General features: G+C 39.7%; 11 protein-coding genes. 4 read left to right on the top strand and 7 right to left on the bottom strand.

Translation table 11 applies throughout. The features are described from left to right. Positions 1 to 389 precede the first annotated feature (389 nt). Positions 390 to 3,563 (bottom strand): efflux RND transporter permease subunit, encoded by a 3,174-nt coding sequence (locus tag BS34_RS0100865; RefSeq protein ID WP_084151535.1) that lies wholly within the window; start codon positions 3,561 to 3,563, stop codon positions 390 to 392. Further along, entirely contained in the window at positions 3,560 to 4,792 is a 1,233-nt protein-coding gene (locus BS34_RS0100860; RefSeq protein ID WP_038126216.1) for an efflux RND transporter periplasmic adaptor subunit, read from the bottom strand. The genes BS34_RS0100865 and BS34_RS0100860 overlap by 4 nt, the downstream gene beginning before the upstream one ends. A gap of 202 nt (positions 4,793 to 4,994) precedes the next feature. On the opposite strand from BS34_RS0100860, the gene BS34_RS0100850 reads away from it, so the two are divergent. Then, a complete protein-coding gene (locus BS34_RS0100850; protein WP_051640610.1) occupies positions 4,995 to 6,149 on the top strand; it encodes an IS4 family transposase in 1,155 nt (384 codons plus the stop codon). Positions 6,150 to 6,231: 82 nt separating this feature from the next. Here BS34_RS0100850 and BS34_RS0100845 read toward each other — a convergent pair whose 3' ends face one another. Next, positions 6,232 to 7,518, bottom strand: a complete 1,287-nt coding sequence (locus tag BS34_RS0100845) for a multifunctional CCA addition/repair protein (RefSeq protein WP_051640609.1) — start codon at positions 7,516 to 7,518, stop codon at positions 6,232 to 6,234. A gap of 753 nt (positions 7,519 to 8,271) precedes the next feature. Beyond that, complete coding sequence (locus BS34_RS0100840) at positions 8,272 to 9,243, bottom strand: NAD(P)H-binding protein (protein WP_029406670.1); 972 nt, start codon at positions 9,241 to 9,243, stop codon at positions 8,272 to 8,274. Between the two features lie 130 nt (positions 9,244 to 9,373). Between BS34_RS0100840 and BS34_RS0100835 the strand changes: the two genes are divergently transcribed. Next, positions 9,374 to 9,670: a YcgL domain-containing protein gene (locus BS34_RS0100835; RefSeq protein ID WP_029406669.1), complete on the top strand. Its 297-nt coding sequence runs from the start codon at positions 9,374 to 9,376 to the stop codon at positions 9,668 to 9,670. A gap of 167 nt (positions 9,671 to 9,837) precedes the next feature. Further along, a complete protein-coding gene (locus BS34_RS0100830; protein WP_029406668.1) occupies positions 9,838 to 10,446 on the top strand; it encodes a superoxide dismutase in 609 nt (202 codons plus the stop codon). A gap of 181 nt (positions 10,447 to 10,627) precedes the next feature. Here the strand turns inward: BS34_RS0100830 and BS34_RS0100825 are convergent, their stop codons facing one another. From BS34_RS0100825 to BS34_RS0100815, 3 genes are all read right to left on the bottom strand, one after another. After that, the gene (locus BS34_RS0100825; RefSeq protein WP_029406667.1) at positions 10,628 to 11,917 is read right to left on the bottom strand and encodes a sensor domain-containing diguanylate cyclase; all 1,290 of its coding nucleotides are present in this window, start codon (positions 11,915 to 11,917) and stop codon (positions 10,628 to 10,630) included. 100 nt (positions 11,918 to 12,017) lie between these two features. Continuing rightward, positions 12,018 to 14,603: an EAL domain-containing protein gene (locus BS34_RS12440; RefSeq protein ID WP_051640608.1), complete on the bottom strand. Its 2,586-nt coding sequence runs from the start codon at positions 14,601 to 14,603 to the stop codon at positions 12,018 to 12,020. Next, positions 14,593 to 17,556, bottom strand: coding sequence for a chemotaxis protein CheB (locus BS34_RS0100815; RefSeq protein WP_051640796.1), 2,964 nt, complete (start codon positions 17,554 to 17,556; stop codon positions 14,593 to 14,595). Before BS34_RS0100815 ends, BS34_RS12440 begins: the two co-directional genes overlap by 11 nt. Positions 17,557 to 18,734: 1,178 nt before the next feature. On the opposite strand from BS34_RS0100815, the gene BS34_RS0100810 reads away from it, so the two are divergent. Further along, positions 18,735 to 19,883, top strand: coding sequence for a glycerate kinase (locus BS34_RS0100810; RefSeq protein WP_029406664.1), 1,149 nt, complete (start codon positions 18,735 to 18,737; stop codon positions 19,881 to 19,883). Positions 19,884 to 19,946 lie beyond the last annotated feature (63 nt).

The following is a 19,946-nucleotide window of genomic DNA, read 5'->3' as shown; positions in this document are numbered from 1 at the left end:
ATTATTCTCTCTTAAAATGACAAAATCATCAAGTATTCTTATCTATTCATTGTTTTTTTCTTACTTAAAATTGATTCAAAATCAATCTTTAAAAACAATGCTCTTTATCAAAACAAACCTTTTAAACCTTTTTAAGCTCTACTAAGTACATTATTAAAAGAATTTAAAATTATAAAAAAACCCAGGATAAACCTGGGTTAAATAATTATGAAAGTGATGTGACAAATCCTAGGAGACCTTTGCACGAGATAGGTGCGAAAGAAAAATGAGGAAAAATTTGCCTGATTGCGGCGGAAAACGCAGGGAATAGCTAGCTATTCGCAAGTTTTTCAACAAAAATCGGGGGAATTTTAACCATTTTTACTCGTACATACTCTCGAGCAAAGGTCTCAAGTAACTAAATGATTGCTACTATCTAATTCTTTTTTATTCAGACGCTTCTCCATTAAACCCTCATAAATGGAAAGCATGGCAGGTAAAACCAATAAGATTAAGAACGTTGAGAACATTAAACCAAAGGCAATTGCGGTTGCCATCGGAATTAAGAACTGTGCTTGCAAAGAGGTTTCAAACAGTAATGGAGTCAACCCTGCAATAGTTGTTAGCGACGTTAAAATTACCGCTCTCACCCTTTGTACAGCGGCTTCTTCTAACGCCTTATTAATGGCTAAACCAGAGGCTCTTAATGATTTATAAAAACTCACTAAAATAATCGAGTCATTCACAACAATCCCGGATAATCCAAAAAAACCAAACATTGAAAGAATCGTCATATCTAAGCCCAACCACCAGTGACCCAAAATCGCCCCCACTAAACCAAACGGAATCGCCATCATCACCACTAAAGGCCAACCATAAGAACCAAATACCCAAGCAAGCACAATATAGATCATTGATAAACCAATCATAAGACCAATTTTCATATCGGCCATGGTTTCTGCTTGACGTTTATTTTGCCCTTCAATGCTATAACTAATACCATATTTTTTCTCTAGTTCAGGTAAGGCGGTAGCTTGTAAATTTTCTAAAATCTGATTAGCGTTGTTTGCATTATTATCTACATCACCTAAAACCGTTACCGCAAGCTGTCCATCAACGTGTCGCATCGCATCAAAACCTTGTTGCGTTGACCAACTAGCCACCGAACTTAATGGAACTCGCTCACCACTTGGTGAAACCACCTGCATTTTATTAATAGTACCTAAAGAAGCTTGTTGTGCCGCAGGGAATTGAACACGCACTTCAACTTCATCTTCTCCATCGGTAAATATTTGCGCTAATCGCCCAGAAAACGCATCCGACAATTGTCGCCCAAGCGAAATATAAGTAAAGCCTAAAGCTTTGCCTTGTGGAGTTAGCTGATAGATTAACTGGTCTCGCCCAAACGGCAAATCATCATGAATACCGCTTACGCCCTGAACCTGCTCTAACACTTGTTCTAAATCTAAAGCCGCTTGTTTTAGCTTCATAGGTTCAGCACCAAACAAACGAACATCCACGTCACTGCCTGGAGGGCCTGCTTTAGGCGAACTAATGGTTAAGGTATCCAGGCCTGGTGCACTACCCGCTTTCTTCTCCCACAATTTCAAAAATTGGGTATTACGAGTTTTACGTAAATCTGGCTCTTCTAACTGCACATTTATAGCTGCAAAATTTGCTCCATTTTGCGTTGTGGTTGCGTTGTAATGTACCACAGCAACTTTAAGAATACCGGGCTCAAGCTCTTTTTCAGTTTCTAGCAGTGCTTCATAAAGGTGGTCAACATATTTAGCAGAAACAGAAGCCGGCGTACCCGCAACAAATGTCACATTAGCATTTAATTTAGTGGATTCTGGCGAAGGAAAAAATACAAACCCTAAACGTCCGCCAGCTAAAAGCCCAATCACAAAAATCATTAACGCAAGGGTGGTTGCAATAGTAATACCTCGGTGATTAAGTACCCAACGAATCACATTTCTAAACTGGTGATGTCTAAAATGATTAATCCCAGCATCTAATCGATAGCGAATAGAGACCTCTTCGGATTTTTTAACGCCTTTTAGCGCATGTCGTAAGTGCCCAGGAAGCACGGTAAAACTTTCAAGCAGTGATGCAAAAATAACCGCTACAATCACTAGCGGAATCGCAAATAAAATATTACCAATCTCACCGCCAATTAACATTAACGGCAAGAAAGCCGCTACCGTTGTAAGTGAAGACGCGGTAACCGGGCCTAACATACGGTGCGCACCACCTTCTGCTGCTTGTAAATCAGACTCGCCCATCTCATGATGAGCTAACGCATCTTCCCCCACCACAATAGCATCATCAACTATAATCCCTAAAGCCATAATTAAACCAAACAGACTCACCATATTAATGGAGCCGCCGGCTAGATACATAATCATTAACGTTGCCATAAAAGAGACGGGGATACCAACCGCCACCCAAAATGCAACCCGTCCATTTAAGAAAATATAGAGGATTAATACCACCAGAATTAATCCACCAACACCATTATTAACCAACAACATAATACGCTGATTAACCAGTGACCAGGTTTCATCATAAACTTGTATGCTCACGCCTTGCGGAAGCTTTGGTGTGGTTTCTGCAAGCCACTGTTGCATAATTTTTGAAGACTTAAGCGTGTCACCCGCTTCAGCTCGCATTAACTGCATCTCAATGGCTGGTGAACCATCTACGGTTAAATACGGCGAATTCCTAGTGGGTCGGCGCTCTATCTTTGCAATATCTCCTAAAGTGAGATTTTGAGAGTTGGAATTCACAATTGGCATTTGACTAAAAGCAACCGCACTTCGCTTCTGTTCCAGTGCTCGTAAATCACGCACACTATCATCATCCCCTACCGAACCGGCTGGATAATCCGTACTCATACCAGCAACTTTATTACCCACTGACTCTAAAGTCAGATTGTATTGATCTAAAGCTTCTTGCGAAATCTCAATCGCCATCTGTTCTGTTGGCAAACCCTTAAAATTAACCTTATCAATACCTCGGTTCAATAAATCTCGCTCAAACCCTCTCACTAGAGGCCTAAGCTCTTGAAGACTGCCTTTTTCGGTTTTCACTAAAACTTTTGCAATAGGTTCATATCTAACCACCCTTTCAATCACCGGTTTTTGGGCATCTTGGGGTAAGTTTCTAAGTTCGCCAACGCGTTGATTAATTTGATCTAAGGCATCGATCATATCGGTGCCTTCTTTAAATTTTAAGGAGACTGAAGATACCCCCAATGAAGAGGTAGAGGTCATTTCATCCAGGTTATCAAGATTTCGTAAAACACGTTCTACTGGATCGGTAACACTACTTTCAACGTCTTGAGCATTCGCACCAGGCCAAACAATCCTAACGGTGGCATAATCTAAAGAAAAGTTCGGAAAGAACTGCACATTCAACTTCATTAATGCCACAATTCCAGCCAAAATCATAATAATCATCAATAAGTTTGGGGCGACTTTATGGCGAGCAAAAACACCAATAATCCCACTTGACTTAAATTTAGATTCTTTTGGATGTATATCCAAATCATCCTTTTCAGGAGTAATCTCTATATGACTCATTCTCCATCCTCAGCGATTTTTAAGCCGCTTGTGGCGTTAGGCAAATGCGTAATATTAATTTTTGTCCCTTCTTTAAAGTCAGGCTTAACCAATGCCCATAATTGATTATTGCGCTGAACTTCTCCCAACACTTTCACAGCATGAGAGACTAAGCGACTGTCTTTAACCAAAAAAAGATGGTTATTTCCATAAATTGCACTGTATGGAACCGCTAAGACCTTGCCTTCAGAGACTCCCTCTAGGTTAATATCCAACAAAGCGCCTGGACGAGCACTCAATAAACTTTCAGGCAGTTTAAAAAACGCATCGACACCGCTCGTTGTGGCCTCTCCCGCAAGTCTTAATAAAGATAACTTTGTTTTATTGCCCGAAAATTCATAAAAAGCATTTAACGTTTCATCATTGCGCAAAGCCTGTTCTACTGCGGGTAACTGCGCAACAGGTAACTTCGCTCTCAGCTCTAAACTGTCTAGCGCATAAAAACTCACCATAACCGCACCAGTATTAACACGTGAGCCCTCACTCACATTCACCTTGGCAATTCGCGCATCATAAGGGGCAACCAATTGACCACGCTGTAAATTTAATTGTGCTTGTTGAAGACTCGCCTGAGCTTTTTCTAATGAGGCTTGAGCTTGAATGAGTTTTAAGCGATTTTCTTGTACTGCAAGCTTAGCGCCAACCACCGTATATTTTTGCCTGACCAAAGCTTCATTTGCTGCATCCAGCGCAGATTGAGACGCTAAGTTTTTCTGCATAAGCTGTTTAGAACGCATCACAGCCACCTGTTTTAATTTAAGCACCTTAGTTTCATGCTCTAAGCGTTTTTGGTTAGCGGTATTGGTTAGTTTTTGCAGAGTCAATTGCGCTTTTGCATTAGCCGCTTCAGCCTCCGCCTGTTTTAAAGGAATGGTTAAATCAGCTTCATCAATAAAAACCAACTTTTCACCCTTTTTCACGGTTTGCCCGGCTTTAACAAACACCTTAGAAACCACACCATTTACCGGCGAAGATGCCGACACTAAAGAATAAGACTCTACCGTTCCATAAAGTTTCTGAACAGGAGCCAAATGCTCAAATTTAGCGGTAAGCGTTTGCACCAACCAAACCTTTTCTTTGATATCAACGGGTTTTTGGACTGGCTTGGTCGATTTCATATAAACAAACAATGCAATCGCCACCGCAATAATTAAAATCGGAATCAAACGACGTTTTATTTTTTGAAACATGGCATTACTCTTTTAAATTGATTGTCTGTATATATGGTTATTGATATGGCTAGGTCTATTCGAAAGAATCGATTGTTAAAACAACCAGGCCTGGCACTAGTGTCCGGAATAAATATTAAAAGCCTTGACAAAAAAGCCGTAACTCCTAGGATAGAAGTATTTCCACCACGAAATAGACTTCAAAAACAATGAGATTACGGCTATGTTTAACTCTACCCGATTTGCCCAATTTTTAAAACCCATTCGTACCACTTTTCAATCACTTGTTCATCAATATCAAACCGATAAACACGCCAAAGGGTTTAGTAGCTGGAATCAATTAGTCGCGATGATGTACGCACAACTTAGTGGCACTAAATCATTACGCCAGTTGGTTGAAGGGTTTAACGCCCAATCCTCTCACCACTACCACTTAGGCGTAAAAGAGCTGAAACGCAGCACATTATCTGAAGCAAACCGTAAACGCTCTGCTGATGTCTACCAAGCACTTTGCCAACAACTCATGGCTGGTGTGAATCGACAATTACGAAAAGAACTCCACGCTTTTACCTATCTAATAGACTCTTCTCCAATTCAACTGCTCGGTAAAGGTTTTGACTGGGCAGTACAAGGTTCTCGAGTCACAGGCTTTAAGCTGCATATGCAACTAGAACTATCCAACCAAGTCCCTGTTTGTTTTGAAATCACACAGGCCAATATTCCTGATATTACTCAAGCACGAGAGTGGAATTTAGAACCAGGTTCAACCTATGTGATGGATAAAGGGTACTTAGACTACCTCTGGTGGAAAAAGCTCAATGACCAAAAAATCCAGCTGGTCTGTCGTTTGAAAAAAAGAGCGGCAATTACCGTCATACAATCCTACGAACTCGATGAAAAAGCCCCTCATATTCTTGAAGACCAATGCATTGAGTTTAGTGGTTCAAGCCAGAAAAAACGTCTTGGTCAATTCCAGATGCGCCGTGTTGTTGTCAAACGTGACGATAATAAAGGTGAATTGGTATTGATTACCAATGACTTCGAGCGTTCAGCTCAAGAGATTGCCCATCTATACAAGCAACGCTGGCAAATTGAATTATTTTTTAAATGGATTAAACAACACCTCAAAATCAAAAGCTTCATTGGCCAAAACAGTAATGCTGTTCGTATCCAAGTGCTATCAGCCCTTATTGTGTATCTATTGATTAAGCTTGAACAGATGAAAAATAAGTCAGCAGAACCGTTGAGAGTAACGTTTTGGCGGCTTGCTCATGGGTTGTTTGAAAGACCTATTCAGCAGAGTGAATACTTTAGGCGAAAACAACAACGGGAAGAGTTTAAGAAATACCAACTTCCGCTATGGGAGGCTGGTATATGAATTGTGGTACTGAAATATTATTCCGGACACTAGTGCCAGGCCTGGTAACTTATTTTTTTAATATTAAGACTTTATTAGAACTTTATAAGGACTTTGCAAGTTTAACGGTAAAACCTTCTTTATTCGATGCATAAGTATGAATAAATATTTTAATTTTATCTATTCTGGCTTTTTCCATAGCAAGGGCTATCTCTGCGCCTTGAACTCCGGTCGCTAAAACTTCTTGATTATTAATTCTAATGGCGGCATCCAATAAGCCCATCCAAAAATTCTTTTGTGGGTATTCTCGTTCTTCAAACCCCAAACGTCCTTTGGCATCAGCCTCACAAGCGGTTAAAACTTGCTTAAATCCTTCAGGATTTTTAAGTGCCGCACACCCTTTTAAAACCTTAAGAAAAGTTTGGGGTTTAAGGTGAGGTTGACCGTCGGCTGTTAAACCTTGATGAATTAAACCATGATATTCCGTCACTTTTTCCGCCAAAATCTCTGTTTTTTTAGGTAATCGATAACGCTTTCCTAAAGCCTTAACCAAAGGCACACCAGCTTGCTCATGACCTTTGTGACTGGGCCAAAGCGCTTTAGGAGTAATTCCCTTGCCTAAATCATGCACTAATGCCGCATAACGAACATCTTCTGAGGGAGACAATTTTGCCGCCGCATCCAAAACCATCATAGTATGAATCCATACATCGCCTTCTGGGTGATACTTTTCTGGTTGAGTCACATCATGTAAAGCAAATAACTCGGGAAACAGAATTTCTACAGCACCCACTGAATCTAACACCTCAAAAAACACACTTGGGGTTGCAGCCCCTAAGGCTTTATAAACCTCTTGCCAAACTCGTTCAGGTGTTAAATCTTGTAATTCTCCAGAAGCCACCATTTCAGTCATGAGTGCTTTAGTTTCTAGTGCTAACTTAAAACCATACGGAGCTAATTTAGCGGCAAAACGTGCAACCCTTAAAACTCTTAAAGGATCTTCACAAAAAGCGTCAGAGACATGTCTTAAGATACGGTTATCTAAGTCTTGCTTACCTGAATAAGGATCAATGATATTTCCATCACTATCTTGAGCCATCGCGTTAATCGTTAAATCACGACGAATCAAATCCTCTTCCAACGTCACGCTTGGGTCGGCAAAAACCTCAAATCCATGATATCCCACTCCGGCCTTTCTTTCGGTACGAGCTAGAGCATATTCTTCTTTACTTTCAGGGTGTAAAAAAACCGGAAAATCTTTACCAACCTGCTGATAGTCTAGAGACAACATCTCTTCTGGGGTTGCGCCAACCACCACCCAATCATGGTCGTAAGCCTTGCCACCTAAAAGCGCGTCTCTTACCGCACCGCCTACCAAGTAAATTTGCATCAAAACCAAACCTATTTCTAATTTTTTAGAATTTAATAATTATGGGTATATGTATTTTATGATTGATTAAACAAATCTTTTAACCACGAAGACACGAAAGCACGAAGATTTCTAATATCTAATACCAACTTAAATTTAACGAATAACCAAACTAAACGTAATAAATTAATCGCTCTTGAATTTTACATGTAAAAGCTTAGATTTAACCAGACAGTACAGCGATTGAGAAGCCTATTTTAAATAGAATACTTTGCCTTAAATATTGTCACTCAGGCTTCCCGTTACTTTTTGCAATTTGGCAAAAAAGTAACCAAAAAACAAACCCCACTCCATAAATGGGCAAGTTCTAAGCTTGTGAACTGAAAACGCTGAACTCGCTACGCTCAAACAGCAGCGTTTTTTTACCGTTCACTACACTAAGAACCTTGCACCATTTATTGCAAGGGGAGTTAAGGCATTTGTCCAAGCCTCAATATTAAGCATCACAAAAGTGGAAAACAACTCAAATCTAATAATGAATTAGTATCAAGTTAGTGTATGATTTTCGAATCACTTTTATTTGTTTTTTTAATCTTCGTGCCTCTGTGTCTTCGTGGTTAATTTTTTACAATACTTGATCATCAATCACAAAATACGGATATCCATAATTATTAAAGTTTAATAAATATAATAGCCCAAAACCAAAAAACCGTCTTGTGACGGTTTTTTGAATCAAACGATTATTTATTAAGACCTTTTGGCTAAAAAGGTTTCTTAAACTAACTCTTTAGCATTTCTACCGGCTTCTTTGCGGTAGTAGTTATAACGCTCACGAATATCGTGCGGTGAAGCATAAGTAGAAATTGCCCACTCTAAACTGCTTGGCGCAAAACCAAACTGAGTTTCAAAGTCTGCATCACTCACCATATCTTTAGTCAACATCAATAACTGTGACTTTGATACGGAAGCGACTGGGGCAAATGCTCCTAACATAGACATAATATTGGCGTTAAGACGACACATAGGGAAAACAATCGCTTCTTTTTGCATTAACTCAGCCACCAATTCACCTAATTGCTTCATGGTTAAACGTTCTTTACCCACAAACTCTACTTTTTCACCAAAAGTAGATTCCTTTCTAATCACACCCACAACCGCTTGGGCAAAATCTTTAATCCATAGAGGCTGCACAACGGTATTTGACTGCGCCACCATCAATAAATCTATACGATTTAATTGCGTTATAAAACGTGCAGTAGTGTCATCCTCAGCGCCAATCAACAAACCTGGTTTAAGAATAGTCACCTTAGCATTAACCACGTTATGCATTAAATTATCGACTTCACCCAGAACTCCAAACCAATCCGAGTTTGGTGCATCGGTATTCGCACCAATTTGCGACAAGCTCAAGACACGTTTAACACCCGCTGACTCAATCGCCGATTTAATCTTCTGATTTACCGCGGTTAAATCCGATTTTTCAACCATTTCAGTTTTTGTTGAACGATCTGCTGTTAAATTCACAACAATATCCGCCCCGTTCACTGCCGCACTCAACTGCTCAGCGTTATCGTATGAGTCTAACGTGTGCAAAGTCGTATTAGGATAAAGTAAAAACTCTCTAAAACGTTCCGGACGACGTACGACCACTTTGATTTCATAACCGGCTTTTGACAGCTCATTAACCACCGCTTCGCCAACAAAACCCGTTCCACCAAATACACTGACTTTATTTCCTAATAACATTCTTTATCCAATTTTCTTGAAACAAACCAAATAAGAATAAGTAAATGCTGATGCAAGGTCAAGTTTTTATATCATATTCACCCTGACTATTTTGATACAATACGCTCAAAATTTAGCAAAGGATTGACCCATGTCAGTAATCAATATTTCTGCCTATAAAAGCCCTAAAAAAGCAGAACTTTTTCTGTTTGTGCCACAAGAAACCGGTTTAGATAAATTACCAGATGAACTATTAGTGATGTTTGGAGAACCACAACACGTTATTGACTTTGAACTCACCCCAGAAAAAAAATTAGCTCGCGAAAACCCTAAAACCGTTATTGAAGCTATTGAAAGCAAGGGTTACTACATGCAAATGCCGCCTTCTGAAATTGAAAAAATCAGTGATATGCCAGCACCACCGGCGCATTTAGATAATATCTTTTAATTCTTTTTTTAATCGCTATTTTAATAACTGTTTTAACCGCTGAACAACTTAGCAAAACAGAATAACCTAGAAAAACACTCAAGTATTTTGGCGCGACTATTTACAAAGCAATTTTTGTGAATACAATAGAGTTTTTATCGTTCAACATTAATAACAAGGAAATCACCATGGCTTTTACCCTTCCAGATCTACCTTATGATTACAACGCATTAGAAGTATCTATTGATGCACGTACAATGGAAATTCACCATACAAAACACCACCAAACTTACATTACAAATGTAAATAACGCTATAGCTGATACAGAATTAGCTGATATGTCTTTAGAAGATATGATGGCTAAAGCAGGAACGCTACCTCCTGCTGTGCGCAATAACGGTGGTGGTCACTGGAACCACTCTTTCTTTTGGGAAGTTATGTCTGGCGATAGCATGGGGACACCTACTGGTGCTTTAGCAGATGACATTAATGCCACTTTTGGTAGCTTTGAAGATATGAAAACTCAGTTCAACACGGCAGGTGCAACTCAGTTTGGTTCTGGTTGGGCATGGTTAACGGTTGGTGCTGACGGTAAACTACAGGTTTCTTCTACACCAAACCAAGACAACCCATTAATGGATTGCGCTAAGGTTCAAGGAACGCCTATCTTAGGATTAGATGTTTGGGAACACGCTTATTACCTACGTTACCAAAATCTACGCCCAGCTTACATGCAAGCTTGGTGGGATGTAGTTAACTGGGATAAAGTCTCTGAACTATATAGCGCTGCTAAGTAAATTAAAACGCGTTAACAACTCTCAGTTGAAAACCTCGCTTTGCGGGGTTTTTTTATACCTAAGTTTTCTATCCGTACATTTCTTATCCGTAAGCTTTCTATACCCATACGTTCTATACCTTGCTTTTATAAGTAAATTAAAGCTACCAGGCCTGGTCAGTGTAGTATTTTTGAAACAAAGATTAAATAGTAGTCGCTTTAAAACGTTGAGTTTGATTACGCCCCGCATTTTTAGCAAGGTATAAGGCGTCATCGGCATGTTTAAGCATTTTTGTTAATGTTTCGTTTGGATTTTTTGCGCTATAAACCCCAATACTTAACGAAATTCTTAGAGAATGTCCTTCTCCAACCGGCATGTCTCTTTGTGAAATCAAACGTCTAAATTCTTCTAACAAATTAAATGCCATATCACATTCCGTATTGGGCAATAAAATGCCAAACTCTTCTCCGCCAAGACGGACTAAATAATCGGTTTTTCGAAAGTTTTGTTTTAACAATTGACCCAATTGTTTCAGAATTAAATCACCCGCGTCATGCCCAAAATTGTCATTCACATTTTTAAAAAAGTCGATGTCTATCATCGCCATTGAAATCGGATATTGAGTCCCATCTTTCAATAACTGAGTGGCTTTTTCAATAAAGTTTTTACGGTTAGGCAGTTGGGTTAAAAAATCGGTATTAGCTTCTTCTTCGAGTTTTAATTCATGTAATTTTTGAACGGTAATATTGCGTTCAATTGCCGCAAAATAAGCCACTTCGCCTAAGCTGTTTTTGAGGGGACTAATGCTAATTTCTATCCAATAAGGTTCGCCGCTTTTAGTGTAGTTAAGCAGCTGGCATGTAATCGGCTCTTTTTTTTGTAAAGCTTGCCTTATGCAATGTTTCGCTTTGGCGCTGGTATCTTTGCCTTGCAAAATTCTAGGGGTTTTGCCAATCACTTCATGTCTTTGGTAGCCGGTTAACTGGCAAAATGCATGGTTAACATACACAATTTTGGGATGATTAGGACCTTCAATATTCCCAGCTTCAGTCACCAGAACAATATCGTTGGCATGACTCACAATGGCTTCAAATGGGATGTCTAATTTTTTGTCGGTAATATCGATAAAGGTGATGGTGACTTGCGCTATTTGATGATTTTGGTCGAAGTTTGGGTAGCCATTAACCATCACCCAGGTAACGGTTTTACCATCGTTTTTAGTAATTCCAACGGTAAGGTTTTTAAGCGGCTTCTGGGTGCTTAATACTTGGTTGATAGGATAATCGTTTAAGGCAAGCGGCTGTTTAAACTCATCTAAAAAATTCCACCACGGATCCATGGCATCGGCACCTAATGCCTGCTCTCGTGTGAGTTGCAGCATCTTTAGCGCACTATCGTTAATAAATAAAATCTCAGTCGCCGGATTATGCAAAACCACCCCAACATTTAAGTCGTTCAGCAATTCAGATGAGTTTTTTAAGGCATTAATCAAAGGGTGTATCCTTCAAAATAAAAGAGCTTAAAATATAATACGCTTTTTAGGTTTAAACGGAAGTTTTTATCTTAAATTAGGCGTTTTTTATTGTAAGAATTTAAGCCTTTGGCTCTATTGACCATTTTGTTAAAGCGTTTAAACTTTGGGGTTCACTAAAATAATAGCCCTGGATTAAATCACAACCTAGCTGCTCTAAAACACTGTTTTGAGCATGGCTTTCAACACCTTCAGCAATCACTTCCATGTCTAGCGCTTTGGCTAGGTTGATAATGGCTTGGCAAACGCCATAATCTTTTTTATTATCTAAAATATCATCCACAAAAGATTTGTCTATTTTAATAAGATCAATAGGGTAGTTTTTTAAATAACTGAGCGAAGAGTAGCCGGTGCCAAAATCATCGACAGCAATGCGCACGCCTAAATTTTTAATGGCTTTTAAGGTTTCTAGGGTTTTTTTCGGATTTTTCATGGCAATACGTTCTGTCAGCTCAAGCTCTAGGGTGGCTGGGTCAACATTAGGAAACTCCCCTAGCAATGAATTTAGACGGCTGACAAAATTGGTTTGCGAGAAGTCTTGCCCTGAAATATTAATGCTGATTCGACAGCCCTGAAACTGTGTTTTTAATCTTTCAATAGCTTGTAAAGCCTGACGTATAACCCAGTCGGTTAATTCTATAATCAAATGGGTTTTTTCCGCCACCGGAATAAATTGGTCAGGGGAAACCTGCCCTAGATCGGGATGCGCCCATCTCAACAAGGCCTCAAAACCAATAACACTATGCCGAGCTAGATCCACCTGGGGTTGAAACACTAAGCTGAGTTGATTGTTTTTGATCGCACTGCGTAAAGCGGTGTCTAAACTCAGTTGTTGTTTAACATTTTCAGCCATATCAGGCTCAAAAAATGCATAGGCATTGCGTCCTTGGTTTTTAGCGCTATACATTGCCGTATCGGCAAACTTTAATAAATCTTCATATTGCTGAGCCTGCTCTGGAAAAAGTGCAATACCAATGGAGGCTGAGATATGAATAATATGATTTTCAATAGAGTAGGCTTCTGAAAGGACTTTAATCAGCGTACTGGCTTTTTCACTGAGGGTGGCATTCGTAATATCGCTAAACAGTATGGCAAATTCATCGCCTCCTAGTCGGCTGAGAATGTCCTCTTGGCGAATATGGGGCTGTATTCTATTGGTTACCTGAGTCAGTAACAAATCGCCAACATGATGTCCATAGACGTCGTTGACTTCTTTAAAGTGATCTAAATCTATAAACATAAGCGCCCCTGAAGCGCTTGATTCTCTGCTAATCTCTGAGAACTGTTTTTGCAACAGAATTCGGTTAGCCGAACCGGTTAAGGGGTCGTAAAATGCCAGTTGATTAATTTGCTCTAGGTATTCCTCTTGCCGTGACATATCTGTAAAAACGCCAAGATAGTTTGCAATATTGCAGTTTTCGTCGAAAGAGTAGCTAATATTTAGCCACTGCGGATAAATCTCTCCATTTTGGCGTTTGTTCCAAATCTGGCCTTCCCAATGTCCCTCTTTTAACAAAGTAGACCACATTTGTTGATAAAAGGTTTTATCGTGCTTTCCTGAAGACAACAAACTCGGGTTTTGACCAATAACCTGTTGCTCATTATAGCCAGTAATATCTTCAAAGGCTTTATTGACGGATATAATCTGGTTTTCAGCATTACAAATGATAATACCATCTTGACCCTGTGAAAAAATTTTTAAAGCGAGATTTAGTTTTTTTTCACTTTGTTTTTGGCGGCTAATATCGGTGGCAATGGTCGATACGGCATAGCTGGTATTGTCTAAATTTTTAAGTGGAAATTGGTTAATTAAAAAATGTTGTTTTTTTGAACTTGAAACGACTTCCTGTTCATAAATTTTAGGCCGTCCACTCATCAAGATATCGCCATTATAGGTAAAAAACGGCTGGGTCAAATAAGAAGGCATGACCTGCTCTGGGGTTTTTCCCAGCGCTTGTTTTAAATCAGCTTTTCCCCAGCTTTGTAAAGCTTTATTATTGGCGAGAATACATTCATTGTCTCGGTTAAAGGCAAACACCATTGAGGGGCTATTGTTAATAATCGCTTCAAACAGTTTTGCTTGATTGAGGCGCTCTATTTCTTCGGTTTTATCCACCAGCATCAAAATATAACTAAATGAAAATAGGTTTTCGGAATCATTCGGTAACTTAACCACTAAAGCATTAAATATAACCGGGGCTGAATCCAAAGCCACTTTAGCCTCGAAATTTTGAATGCCCATTTTATTGTGCGCAATCACGCCAGCTAAGGCAGAGGCTGAAGACTCTTCTAATAAACGATAAATAGAGTGGTTAATTAACTTGTGTTTTTGTTTTATCGCAAACAAAGACACGGCCTCTAAATTAAGCTGTTCGATAACGCCTTGGCTACTCAAAACAAAAGCGGCAACGGGTAAGGCATCAAATAATTGTTGATATAGGGCTTGGCTGGCTTCTAGCTGTCGCTGCGTGACTTCTAGGGTGTCGTTTTGAATTTCAAGTTCAGCTTGATATATTTTGAGTTCTTCGATAAGGTCGGTAACCGAATTAAGCTGTTCTGTTGAAAAGCTATCTAGGTTGAGTTTGTGATTATCGAGCAGTTCGGTCGCCAGTTGACGAAGCTTGTCGTTGGATAAATTATTCGTCACTAACAACCTCTTCTATGGCGGGTTCTGAATCATCGTGATACCAGGCTGAAATATTGCTGTGACTGACCACTACACCATATTCAAAGTGACCCAGAATGGGGGCACTGTTAAGCACAAACCAACGCTTCTCTGTTGGGCTATGGCAAGGATAGAGTAGCGAAAAACTCGGCAAAGACCCTTCTAAAACCCCTTTTACCCCAAAATAAGATTGGGTTTGGGTGGTTTCTTTATTGCTGGCATTAATATTACAAGCTGTTAAATAATTACTGCCGATACCGGAATGGATTAAATCTGGATCGCCATTGGCGCGAGCAAAACGCTTCCAAGACTCGTTTACCATTCGAATCGTGCCGTCTTTAGAGAGAACCGCAATGTGTTCTGGCAAAGCATCTAAAATTGCCTGTAAGCGATCTTTATCTTGAATTGCACTCACATCTGTAAAGGTCGCCACTGCACCGGGTTTGATTGAATTTGGTGCTTGATAGGAGAGAATTCTTAATAAATAAGTTCGACCATTTTCGCCTCTCACTTCGGTTTCGCAAGCGCGCCCTGTGTTCAAGGTTTTAGTGAATAAATCGATGATTTTTGCTTCTTGTAAAGTATGGCGAATGTCACTCAAGGGTCTGCCAATATCGCTGTCAATTAACTTAAAAATATCGACTGCATCGGGGGTGAAACGGGTAATCTTTAAGGCGTTATCAACAAAAATTGTGGCGACCCCCACCGCTTTGCCCATGGTTTCTAAATCAGCATTTGCTTGGTTTAGGTGCATCACCTTTTCTTGAAATTCGGCATTAACGGTATTAATTTCTTCGTTGACTGACTGCAATTCTTCATTTGAACTTTGCAATTCTTCATTGGACGCCATTAGCTCTTCATTGGTGGCTTGAAGTTCTTCGTTAGAGGTTTCCAGCTCCTCAATGGTGGCTTGAAGGCTTTCACGAGTGGCGGCCAGCTCACTTTGTAAGCTTTCTATTCGAGTGTTAATCTCTTGATCAATATCGACAGCGGGTGCGAGGCTATCATGTTGTTTTTCAGCTTTTTCAAAGGCAATCAGGGCAAGGCGTTCTACATTGTCGTTTAAGATTGGGCGAATACAGACTCTCACCAATTGATTTTGACCATCACTTAATTTAACTTGTAGATAGTTAGAGTAGAGCACAATGCCTTCTTTAACCGCCTTATAAAGCAGAGCAGACACCACAGAAACCAGGTTTTCGGGCAAAATTTTGGTAATTTCCATATTCACAGCCCCATCTCTTAAATTAAAGTAGGGTTGTACATTGCCAAACAAGTGAATAGCTTGATGCTGTTCATTCACTAAAATGGCTGGCGGAGCATAAGATTGAACCAGGTCTTGAGTGGCGGAGTCTAGCGAGGACAAATCTTGGTTAATTCTGTTATTGGGCAAATTCGTTCTTTCTCTGCCCACAGCATAAACGCCGTTTTGCGAATGTTGGGCATCAATAGAAAAAGGCAGCGTGTTGGCATGACGCTTAAAAAGGCGGCTTTTTTGGTTTAGAACCTTAAAAGCATTATCATTGCTCAATAAGGATTCACTAGAGCCTAAAAATAAAAAGCGATTTGTTTTGGTGGCGTATTGCAGGCGGTGAATTGCCTGCGATTGGGCATCGGCTTTAAAGTAAATTAAAGTATTACGACAAGACACTAAATCCATTTTAGTAAACGGTGGGTCAGTAATTAGATTGTGTTTGGCAAAAACAATCGACTGACGGAGTTCTGGTTTAACGGTAAACAAACCGTTATTTTTGGTAAAAAATCTTTCCAGCCTTTCAGGAGTGACCTCTGCTGCAATTGACTCTGGATATTGTCCAGCAGCGGCCACTTCTAGAATAAGCGGGTTGGCATCGGTGGCGAAAATTTTAAGATTAGGCCAGCGTTTTCTTTTATCAAAACCCTCCATAAATAAAATGGCAATGGAATAAACTTCTTCACCACTTGAAACCCCTGCGCACCAAACACGAATGGTTTCGCCAATATTGGTGTCATCAATAATTTCTTCAATGGCCAGTTTTGACAAATCTGCAAAGGCTTCTATATCTCTAAAAAACCGGGTGACGGGAATAAACAGCTCGCGTCTTAGGTTGGCTAACTCGGCTTTGTCTTGCGAGAGCAATTGGGCGTAATCCTCAATGGCTGGTAAATGCTTAACTTGCATTCTCCGTTCAATGCGCCGACTGACTGTGGCCATTTTGTAGTCTTCAAAATTGACGCCACTGGTTTGAAGCAAGAGTTCAAAAATCATCTCTAAAGCCGAGTCATGATCATCCGGCCTTTCGGCATCGGCCAGCACCCTAGTAGAAACAGATTTTAGACTTGGGTTTTCAGTGTGTGAAATTATGCGTTCTACCAGTTTTTCTGCCGGCAAAATATCGTCTACCAGTCCGGTAGCAATCACACTGTTTGGCATGCCGTTAAACTTAGAGGTTTGAGGCTCTTGGGCCAGTAAAAGTCCCCCCGATTCATTAATTGAATAAGCGCCGCGTGTGCCATCAGACCCGGTGCCAGACAGCACCACGCCGATGGCTTTTTCTTTGCTATTAATGGCCAAAGATTTAAAAAAAATATCAACCGGCAAGGTTAAAACGTGTGGCGTTTTTTGGGTCAGTTCAAAACAATTATTGACCAGTTTCATGAGATGACCAGATGGAATCAGATAGACATTGTTAGGTTTGATTTGCATGCCCTGCTCAACAATATGAATGGGCATTTGGGTGTAGCGAGAGAGTAAATCGCCCATCATGCTTTTATAGTCGGGCGATAGATGTTGAATCACAACAAAGGCTAAGCCGGTGTTTTTAGGGCAACCCGAAAAGAAGTTTTCTAAGGCCTCTAACCCACCCGCAGATGCGCCAACCCCAACGATATAAGGGGTTGAAGCGCGATTTGAGTTCTCTGATTTGTTATTTTTGGGCATGTTATTTTTAGTCATATTAGGTTGGTCACAATTGATATTTTCTAAACTAAAAAAGATGAGTAATTTACTAACAGAGACCTTTGCACAAGACCATGAACACATAAAAACAGCTATAATCCTCTATCTTCAGACTAAAAAATCCGCCCAATAACTAGTTATTATGCGTATTTTTTAGCCCAAATCTAAAGAATTCTATCTTGTTTTTCTTGCGCCCCTGTCTCGTGCAAAGGTCTCTAACAATTAAAATATTTATTTCTAAACCTATCATTTTAATTCTTAATAAGCAATTCATTATATCTCCAGACTTATTTTGAATTAAATAGCCTTAAGGGATAGTTTTTTATACATAAACATAAAGAATTATTTATAGAGACTCCTTTGCATGAGTCGGGGGCTTAAGAAAAGAGTAAAAAAATTCTTTAGATTTAGTCTAAAAATTCGAATAATAAGCAACTATTTAGTGGATACTTTAGGCTGTAAATAGAGAAATATAGCCTTGTTTAAACATTCATAGACTCTAGCAACGGTCTACCTCTATTATCAGCCTAAAAAAGCACTTTACGCCCCCAAAATTGCGGGTAAGTCAATAGCTAAAAAACAAGAAGCTGAAAACCAACAACCTAAAATTTTTATACCCTCCCGGAAATTAATTTTTGAGTAAATGCTTACGCCTCTATTTTGCTTAACACATATTTTTTATTTGTGCTCTTAACCGCAAAGGTCTGATAGAATTTATTGGTTAAAAAAACCAAGAAATTGACAAGCACGAAATTGACAAGATTAGGACTAAGATTACCAGGCCTGGCATGCCCAGTGGCTATTTCTGCATTGTGAGGACAGGGTAAATTAATGATTTGGAATGTTTAAAAGCTTAAACTTAATCAGGCAGAACATTACAAAAATTAAGAAGCTTTTTTCTCACATCCCCGATTCGTGTTTATGCCTTTGGGGTACAACAAACAAATAACTCGGCGAAGAGCCGAGAAAAATCGGGGGAATTTTTACCCTCAAGGGGCATCAAGAACCATTTTTACTCGTGCATACTCTAGTGCAAAGGTCTCTCTTAGATAGAAATTATATTTTACTTAGTTATAATGAATATCAAGTAAACAAAGTCGTTTACGTTCTTCAGATTTTCAATACTGTCTAAATCTTCATAATCAATATTTTAGAGTTAACTCCAGGGATGTTATATGTCTAGTTCTCAACCTCTATCCATTTTATTGGCTCCTGATAGCTTTAAAGGCTCTTTAGATGCGTCACAATTTTGTCAAATAGCGACTCAAGTTATTCACAGCATTGAACCTAATGCAGAAGTCTTTTCTCGCCCAATGTCAGATGGTGGCGAGGGGTTTGTAGAAAGCTTTACTTATGCTGATGCGGGCGAGCCAAAATCGATTTGGGTGGCGGGGCCTTTAGGCAAAAAAGTAAAAGCGAGCTTTGCCTGGCAAGCCGACAGCCTTACCGCAATTATTGAAATGGCTCAGGCATCAGGCATCACCAAAGTCCCACGTGCAGACTTAAACCCACTTAATACTCATACCTATGGAACTGGACAAATCATTGAAGCGGCTATTGAACTAGGGGCTAAAAAAATCATTTTGGGTTTAGGTGGCTCTGCCACTAATGATGGTGGCGCAGGAGCTTTAATGGCGTTGGGCATTCCTCTGCTTGACTCTGAAGACAAACCCATCAATTTAGGTGGTTCCGCTTTAAAAAGTTTATGTAAAATTGGTGAAATCCCGCCGCACTTATTAGACATAGAGTGGGAAATTGCCTGCGATGTCACTAATCCATTATTAGGCGAAGACGGTGCAACTCAGGTATTTGGCCCTCAAAAAGGGGCGAACGAAGCACAACTTGAAATTTTAGAAACGGCCTTAACCAATTATGCAAACGTACTAGAACAGCACACTCAAAAAGCCATACATTTAGAAGAAGGCGCTGGCGCAGCGGGTGGAATGGCTGCAGGCTTTATGGCATTACTGAATGCCAAACTTACCCCAGGCTTTGATGTGATCAACGCTACTTTAAAACTAGATGAACTACTTACTAATAAACAAATTGACTATATTTTTACCGGAGAAGGTCGTTTTGATAGTCAAACACGCTTTGGCAAACTGCCTTTACGTATGGCAGAACTAGGTCACCAACACCAAGTACCTACTATAGGGATTTGTGGCAGCTTAACCTGCTCGGTAGAAGAACTGCCTGAATTTAAAGCTATTTTTAGTATTGTAAATAAAATTATGGATGAACACGAAGCCATGGGCAACGCTCCTTATTTATTACAACAAACTTTATTATCAGTAGTACCCCTTCTTACCAAACTTTCTAAGTAAGACTTACCAGGCCTGGTAAGTCTTAATAAGGTTGATGAAATATCAACAAAATTAAGCTTAATT

The organism is Thiomicrorhabdus sp. Milos-T2, assembly GCF_000702325.1.
Taxonomy (GTDB): Bacteria; Pseudomonadota; Gammaproteobacteria; order Thiomicrospirales; family Thiomicrospiraceae; genus Thiomicrorhabdus.
The sequence above is the reverse complement of the archived record's forward strand: the minus strand, read 5'-3'. Positions and strand labels throughout refer to the sequence as shown.

Bases quoted from the DNA above. Each gene is read 5' to 3' on its own strand.
- BS34_RS0100865 (WP_084151535.1), bottom strand. From the start codon at position 3,563: ATGAGTCATATAGAGATTACTCCTGAAAAGGATGATTTGGATATACAT.
- BS34_RS0100860 (WP_038126216.1), bottom strand. From the start codon at position 4,792: ATGTTTCAAAAAATAAAACGTCGTTTGATTCCGATTTTAATTATTGCG.
- BS34_RS0100850 (WP_051640610.1), top strand. From the start codon at position 4,995: ATGTTTAACTCTACCCGATTTGCCCAATTTTTAAAACCCATTCGTACC.
- BS34_RS0100845 (WP_051640609.1), bottom strand. From the start codon at position 7,518: ATGCAAATTTACTTGGTAGGCGGTGCGGTAAGAGACGCGCTTTTAGGT.
- BS34_RS0100840 (WP_029406670.1), bottom strand. From the start codon at position 9,243: ATGTTATTAGGAAATAAAGTCAGTGTATTTGGTGGAACGGGTTTTGTT.
- BS34_RS0100835 (WP_029406669.1), top strand. From the start codon at position 9,374: ATGTCAGTAATCAATATTTCTGCCTATAAAAGCCCTAAAAAAGCAGAA.
- BS34_RS0100830 (WP_029406668.1), top strand. From the start codon at position 9,838: ATGGCTTTTACCCTTCCAGATCTACCTTATGATTACAACGCATTAGAA.
- BS34_RS0100815 (WP_051640796.1), bottom strand. From the start codon at position 17,556: ATGACTAAAAATAACATGCCCAAAAATAACAAATCAGAGAACTCAAAT.
- BS34_RS0100810 (WP_029406664.1), top strand. From the start codon at position 18,735: ATGTCTAGTTCTCAACCTCTATCCATTTTATTGGCTCCTGATAGCTTT.